The sequence below is a fragment of the Actinoallomurus acaciae genome (genome assembly GCF_042429965.1).
Classification (GTDB): domain Bacteria; phylum Actinomycetota; class Actinomycetes; order Streptosporangiales; family Streptosporangiaceae; genus Actinoallomurus; species Actinoallomurus acaciae.
In genome coordinates, this window is record NZ_JBHLZP010000411.1 from 1 (window position 1) to 7,231 (window position 7,231).

Here is a 7,231-nt window from a genome sequence, read left to right on the forward strand (position 1 = left end):
TGAAGAACCAGCTCGGCCTCGAACGCCACAACGCCCGCACCACCGAAGGCCTATGGACACGAACATCCCAGCGAATTCTGGCCCTCAACACCGCGATCTGGCACAACTGGCTCATCGGCGCACCCATCAAACGATCACTGACCGCCTACGACCACTAACCACCAGCCCACACATTTCCCATCAACGATCTAGCGTCTGACCGGCCTGAGCGCCCGGGGTGGATGCCGTCCCGGGCGCCCGTACGGCTCAGGACTCGAAGGCCTCCGGCGGCGGGCAGGCGCAGACGAGGTTGCGGTCGCCGTAGGCCTGGTCGATGCGGCGCACCGGCGGCCAGTACTTGTTCTCCCGCAGCGACGGGAGCGGGAAGGCCGCCTCCTCGCGGGTGTAGGAGTGCTTCCAGTGGGTGGTCAGCAGCGAGGCCGCCGTGTGCGGGGCGTTCTTGAGCGGGTTGTCGTCGGCGTCGTAGTCGCCGGAGGCCACCCGCTCGATCTCCCGCCGGATCTCGATCAACGCGTCGCAGAAGCGGTCGAGTTCGGCGCGGTCCTCGCTCTCGGTCGGCTCGACCATCAGCGTGCCCGCCACCGGGAAGGCGAGGGTCGGGGCGTGGATGCCGTAGTCGATGAGCCGCTTGGCGACGTCCTCGGCGGTGACCTTGGTCTCCTTGGTGATCTTCCGGATGTCGATGATGCACTCGTGGGCGACGAGGCCGCCCCGGCCGGTGAAGAGCACCGGGTAGTGGCCGTCGAGCCGCTTGGCGACGTAGTTGGCGGCCAGCACCGCCACCTCGGTCGCCTCGCGCAGCCCGTCGGCGCCCATCATCGCGATGTAGGTCCACGAGATCGGCAGGATGCCCGCCGAGCCCCACGGGGCCGCCGAGATCGGACCGCTGCCCGTCTCCGGACCGGCCTCGGGCCGCAGCGGGTGGTTGGGCAGGAACGGCACGAGGTGCTCGCGCACGCCCACCGGGCCGACGCCCGGCCCCCCGCCGCCGTGCGGGATGCAGAAGGTCTTGTGGAGGTTCAGGTGCGACACGTCGGCGCCGAACTCCCCGAGGCGCGCCAGCCCGACGAGGGCGTTGAGGTTGGCGCCGTCGACGTAGACCTGGCCGCCCGCCTCGTGCACGCTCTCGCAGACCTCGGTGATCGTCTCCTCGTAGATGCCGTGCGTCGAGGGGTACGTCACCATGATCGCGGCGAGGTCGTCGCGGTACTTGTCGATCTTGGCGTGCAGGTCGTCGAGGTCGATGTCGCCGCTGTCGGTGCTCTTCACCACGACCACCCGCATCCCGGCCATCACCGCGCTGGCGGCGTTCGTGCCGTGCGCCGAGGACGGGATCAGGCAGACGTTCCGGTGGCTCTCGCCGCGTGAGGCGTGGTAACCGTGCACGGCGAGCAGGCCGGCCAGCTCCCCCTGCGAGCCGGCGTTGGGCTGCACCGACACCTTGGCGTACCCGGTGATCTCGGCCAGCCACGACTCGAGCTCGCCGATCAGATCGACGTACCCCCGCGCCTGCTCCAGCGGGGCGAACGGGTGGATCTGCGCGAACTCCGGCCAGGTGATCGGCTCCATCTCGGCCGTGGCGTTCAGCTTCATCGTGCAGGAGCCGAGCGGGATCATGGAGCGGTCCAGCGCGATGTCCTTGTCCTGGAGGCGGCGCAGGTAACGCAGCATCGCCGTCTCCGACCGGTGCGCGTGGAACACCGGGTGGGTGAGGAACCCGCTCTCGCGGCGCAGCTCCGGCGGGATCGCCTCGTGCCGGAAGAGGCCGAGGCGCTCCTCCTTCAGCCCGAACGCCCGCCACACGGCGGCGACGTGCTCCTGGGTGGTCGTCTCGTCGCAGGCGATGCCGACGTGGTCGTCGTCGACGAGACGGAGGTTGACGCCACCCTCCAGCGCGGCGTTCACGACCGCGCGTGCGCGGCCCGGAACACGTGCGAGGACGGTGTCGAAGAAGGCGTCGTGCACGACCTCGACGCCCAGGGCGCCCAGGCCGCCGCGCAGCAGGGTCGCGCGCTCGTGGACCCGCTCGGCGATGCCCGTCAGGCCCTCGGGGCCGTGGTAGACGGCGTACATGCTCGCCATCACGGCGAGCAGCACCTGGGCGGTGCAGATGTTGCTGGTGGCCTTCTCGCGGCGGATGTGCTGCTCACGGGTCTGCAGCGCGAGCCGGTACGCCTGACCGCCGTCGGCGTCGAGCGAGACGCCGACGAGCCGTCCGGGAAGCTGGCGCTGGATGCCGTCGCGCACCGACATGTAGCCGGCGTGCGGGCCGCCGAAGCCGTACGGCACGCCGAAGCGCTGCGTGGTGCCGACCGCGATGTCGGCGCCGGACTCCCCCGGCGGCCGGAGCAGCGTCAGGGCGAGCAGGTCGGCGGCGACCACGACCTGGGCACCGCGTCCGTGCGCCGCCTCGGTGAGGGGCGACAGGTCGCGTACCGCGCCGCTCGCGCCCGGGTACTGCAGCAGCACGCCGAAGAAGTCGCCCTCCGGCAGTCCCGCGGACGTGTCGGCGACGACGACCTCGATGCCCAGCGGCACCGCCCGGGTGCGGATCACCTCGGCGGTCTGCGGCAGGACGTCGGCGTCGACGAGGAAGGCGTCGCCGCTCCCCCGCGGCGCGACGCGGTGCGCCAGCGTCATCGCCTCGGCGGCGGCGGTGCCCTCGTCCAGCAGCGAGGCGTTCGCGACCGGCAGCCCGGTCAGGTCGCTCACCATCGTCTGGAAGTTCAGCAGCGCCTCGAGCCGCCCCTGGGAGATCTCCGGCTGGTACGGCGTGTAGGCGGTGTACCAGCCGGGGTTCTCCAGGACGTTGCGCAGGATCACGCCCGGGGTGATCGTGCCGTGGTAGCCGAGACCGATCATCGAGGTGAGGACCTGGTTGCGGGCGGCCAGCTCACGCAGCCGCGCCAGCGCCTCCACCTCGCTGAGCGCGGGCGGCAGGTCGAGCGGGCGGTCGGTGCGGATCCGGGCGGGCACGGCCGCGTCCACGAGCGCGCCGACACCGTCGTACCCGGCGGCCTCGGCCATCGAGGCGCGTTCGGCCGGTGAGGGTCCGATGTGGCGGGCGGCGAACGGAACCTCGGTCATGGGCCTTTCGGAGGGTGTGACCACCCGGGCCGTGTCTTCGATTCCGTCGCTGCGCTCGGTCATGGCAAGCCTCCAGGCGGGTCGGGGCGCGAGCACCACCGGGCATGCCCGATGGTGGGTCTCCCCCTCTGTCACCTGAACCTGAGAGCTTCACCGCGGCGAGCGCGGCTTGCACCTTCGGTGAGGATCGGCGGCCGGCGGTGCGGCCTCCGGGTCCCGCTTTCCAGAGGTGCCTCGCCCGTGCGGTCCTTTTGCCTGAGAGGTTCCGGGGAGGTTTGCTCCTTCGGCGCCCCTGCGCTGGCTGCACCGGGGTCTCTCCCGCACGGGTTCGACGGCGATCTCCACCCTACCGGAGGCTTATTGCCACGACGTTAAGCGCGGGCCGTTCCGACCGTAAAGGTCAGCGGTTCAGGGTGCGGAAGCGGCGGACGGTCAACGGGACGAAGATCACGAGTAGCACGCCGGACCAGATCAGCGTCGCCGCGACCGGGTGCCGCAGCGGCAGGGCGGCGTGCGCCGTGACGACGCCCGGGTTGCCGAAGAGGCCGCGGCAGGCGGCGACCATCGCGCTGACCGGGTTCCAGTCGGAGATCGCCCGCAGCCAGTCCGGCATGCCCGCCGTCGGCACGAAGGAGTTCGACAGCATCGACACCGGGAAGATCAGGGGGACCATCTGGTCGGCGGTCTCCTCGTTCTTCACCAGCAGGCCGCAGAGCACCCCGGCCCACGAGAGCGCGTACCGCAGGAAGATGAGCAGGCCGAAGGCCGCGAGCGCCCGCGGCAACCCCTCATGGATCCGCCAGCCGACGGCCAGCCCGCAGCCGATCATGATGACCATGCCGGCGAGGCCGACGATAATGTCGCCGCCGACCTGGCCGAACGGCACCGCCGACCGGGCCATCGGCATCGAGCGGAACCGGTCCATGACCCCTTTGGAGGCGTCGGTGGCCACCGCGACCATCGTGGTCATGAAGCTGGTCATCGTGGTCATCGCGAACAGGCCGGGCATGAGGTACTCCCGGTAGTTGCCGCCGCCGGGGACCTTGATCGCGCTGCCGAAGACGTAGCCGAACAGCACGATCAGGATCGCGGGGAAGACCAGCGCGCCGACCAGCTCCCCGGGCTGGGACTTGAGCTGGACGAGGTTGCGCCACACCAGGGTGACGCCGTCGGTGAGGGTCCAGCGGAGCCGGACCAGGCGGCCGGTCGGCGCGGTGGGGGCGTGGAGGGCCATCAGACGCTCACCTTCTCTTCGGTCTCTTCGGGCCTGCCGGTCAGGCGGAGGAACACCTCATCGAGGGTGGGGCGCCTCAGCGCGACGTCCTCGACCCCGACGCCGGCGCGGTCCAGCTCCCGCACGACGGCGGGCAGGGTGACGGAGCCCGCGGAGACGGGGACGCTCACCCGGCGGGACTCCGGGTCGGCGTCCGGCTCGCCGATCCGGGAGAGCACGGCGACGGCGTCGCCTAGCACGTCGGTGCCGGACACGACGACGTCGACGCGGCTGCCGATCTCGGCCTTCAGCTCGTCCGGCGTGCCCGACGCGATCACCCGCCCCTGGTCGACGACCGCGACCCGGTCGGCGAGCTGGTCGGCCTCGTCGAGGTACTGCGTGGTCAGCAGCACGGTCGTGCCGTCGGCGACCAGCTCGCGGATGGTCTCCCAGATCTCGCCGCGGCTGCGCGGGTCCAGCCCGGTCGTCGGCTCGTCCAGGAAGAGCACCGGCGGCGCGGTGATCAGGCTGGAGATCAGGTCGATCCGGCGGCGCATGCCGCCGGAGTAGGTCTTGACGTAGCGGTCCCCCGCGTCCGCGAGGCCGAACCGCTCCAGCAGCTCGTCCGCGCGCCGCCGGGCGGCCTTCGGCGACAGGTGGTACAGGCGGCCGAACAGCCGCAGGTTGTCCCGCCCGCTGAGCTTCTCGTCCATCGAGGCGTGCTGGCCGGCCAGGCCGATGCGGTAGCGCACCTCGTCCGCGTCGCGGACCACGTCGTACCCGGCGACCCGCGCCTGCCCGGCGTCGGGCAGCGTGAGCGTCGACAGGATCCGCACGGTCGTGGTCTTGCCCGCACCGTTCGGGCCGAGCAGGCCGAAGACGGCGCCCTTCGGCACCTCCAGGTCGACCCCGCGCAGCGCCTCCGTCCGGCCGAACCGCTTGCGCAGCCCCTCGGCCCAGACGGCCGACTCCGAACTCGTCATCTCAGGTTCCCTCATCTTGATTGCGTACGGCGTACTCTGTGTGTGTACAACGTACGCTCAACTGCGTACGTTGTACAAGCCGCTACGTTGTACTCGTGGGAGGGCGGAATTGACTGACGCGAAGGACTCCGCGTACGACCAGCGGCTCGAGGGTTTCCGCAAGGCCGTCACGGAGTTCGAGACCCAGCGGGCCGAGGGCCGTCTCAAGCCGACGCTCTGGGAGCGTCTCGAAGGCTCCACCCGCGGTCCGCGCCCGGCCCTGACGCATCAGCAGATCGCCGTCGCCGCCGTCGAGATCGCCGACGCCGAGGGGCTGAGCGCCGTGTCCATGCGGCGCCTCGCCGAACGCCTGGGCGTCGCCACCATGGGCCTGTACCGCTACGTCACCGGCAAGGACGAGATCTATGAGCTGATGCTCGACACGGTCGCGGCCGAGGTCATCCTGCCCGACGGAGACTGGCGCGAGGTCGCCGACGCGTACGCCCGCCAGTACCGCGGGCTCAGCCTGCGTCACCCGTGGACGATCCAGGCCCACGCCCGTGTCCCGGCCACGCTGTCCCCCAACAACGCGACGCTCATCGAACAGGCGCTCACCTCCGTCGAGGGCCTCGGCCTCGACGTCGACGCGATGATGGCGGTGTTCGGCACGGTGAACTCCTTCACGCGCGGCGCCGTCTCCGCCGAGATCGCCCAGCGGGAGGTCCTGGAGCGCAACGACTGGAAGTCCGACGACGACGCGCGGATGGCGTTCCTGCCGTGGGTGCGGTGGATGCTGGAGTCGGGCCGCTTCCCCGCGCTGAGCCGCTACATCATCGACGGATCGAACGAGGACGACGCCGAGTGGCAGTTCGAGTTCGGCCTCAAGTGCGTACTCGATGGCATCGCCGCCCGGCTCGGCATCTGACGCCCCGCCGTACGAACGCGGACGAACCCACGCAGGGGGACATCCCGCCGATAACCGAGCTGCCGGGCTGGGAAGATTCACCTCGTGCCCGCTAACGAATCCCCCGACCGGCCGCACGACGGTGACATGCTGACGCGGCCACGCGGCGAAGTCCCGAGCGGCGCGGCGACCGACCCCCTGGTCGAGGAGCCCTCGCTGCCGGCCCGTATCCGCCGGACCGCCGACGCCTTCCGGTTCCTGGTGTCCGTCGGCGTCATCGGGCTGATCCTCGGGCTCGCCCACGTGGCCCGCCAGACGACCACCGGTCTGTCCTCCGACATCACGCACGGCACCGAGCAGGCGCCGCATCTGATCCTCACCCTGGCCGGGCTCGCCTCCGGCATCGTCGTGCTCGCCGTGCCGGTCGCGTTCGGCGTCGAGCGCGTCATCCACCGCGACGGCCTGCGCATCGCGATCGGCGTGCTCGCCGCGGTCCTGGCTCTCGGCGTGTCGCTGGCGGTGGACTCCTGGGTCACCGCCGCAGGCATGCGCGACCTCGCGTGGTACCTCACGTGGAAGCGGCACGGCGGCTGGTTCCCCGGCCCGGCGCACATCGACATCACCCCGGTCATCGCCTACGTCACCGCCGTACGGCTGTCCGGCCGTACGCGCTGGCAGGCCGTGACCTGGACGGTCGTCGGCCTGGACGCGATCGCCTCGCTCACCGCCGGCGCCATCACGCCGCTCGCGCTCGTCACGACCTACCTCATCGGGCGCGCCGTCGGGTACGGCACCCTGTACGCGGCCGGCTCGCCCAACACGCGGCCACCGGGCCACGCGGTGATGACGGCGCTGCGGCGGGTCGGCCTGGAGCCGGTCCGCGCCGCCCGGACCTCCGAAGACCACGACGAGTTCCGCAGCTACGGCGCCACGCTCGCCGACGGCCGCACCATCGACGTGACCGTGCTCGACCGCGACCAGCAGACCGCCGGGCTGCTCTACCGGCTGTGGCGGCGCGCGCGGCTTCGCGGCGCCACCCCGCGCCGGACCATCCGGTCGCTGCGC

Annotated in this window: 4 protein-coding genes, 1 pseudogene and 2 riboswitches; of the genes and pseudogenes, 2 read left to right on the forward strand and 3 right to left on the reverse strand. The window is 71.4% G+C overall.

Translation table 11 applies throughout. The features are described from left to right. Positions 1 to 246: 246 nt before the first annotated feature. The 3 genes from gcvP to ACFFNX_RS36640 all read right to left on the reverse strand — a co-directional run bounded on the left by gcvP (position 247) and on the right by ACFFNX_RS36640 (position 5,283). Positions 247 to 3,087 (reverse strand): aminomethyl-transferring glycine dehydrogenase, encoded by a 2,841-nt coding sequence (gene gcvP, locus ACFFNX_RS36630; RefSeq protein ID WP_378210577.1) that lies wholly within the window; start codon positions 3,085 to 3,087, stop codon positions 247 to 249. Between the two features lie 118 nt (positions 3,088 to 3,205). Further along, positions 3,206 to 3,320: riboswitch (glycine riboswitch) on the reverse strand. Then, positions 3,321 to 3,418, reverse strand: a riboswitch (glycine riboswitch). A 69-nt stretch (positions 3,419 to 3,487) separates the two neighbouring features. Then, positions 3,488 to 4,321 (reverse strand): ABC transporter permease, encoded by an 834-nt coding sequence (locus ACFFNX_RS36635; protein ID WP_378210579.1) that lies wholly within the window; start codon positions 4,319 to 4,321, stop codon positions 3,488 to 3,490. Further along, positions 4,321 to 5,283 carry an ATP-binding cassette domain-containing protein gene (locus ACFFNX_RS36640; protein WP_378210581.1) on the reverse strand — a complete coding sequence of 321 codons (963 nt, stop codon included), beginning with the start codon at positions 5,281 to 5,283 and terminating at the stop codon, positions 4,321 to 4,323. The genes ACFFNX_RS36635 and ACFFNX_RS36640 overlap by 1 nt, the downstream gene beginning before the upstream one ends. A gap of 109 nt (positions 5,284 to 5,392) precedes the next feature. Between ACFFNX_RS36640 and ACFFNX_RS36645 the strand changes: the two genes are divergently transcribed. Then, a complete protein-coding gene (locus ACFFNX_RS36645; RefSeq protein WP_378210583.1) occupies positions 5,393 to 6,187 on the forward strand; it encodes a TetR/AcrR family transcriptional regulator in 795 nt (264 codons plus the stop codon). An 84-nt stretch (positions 6,188 to 6,271) separates the two neighbouring features. Next, positions 6,272 to 7,231, forward strand: a pseudogene (locus ACFFNX_RS36650) (TIGR00374 family protein); the annotation flags it as partial.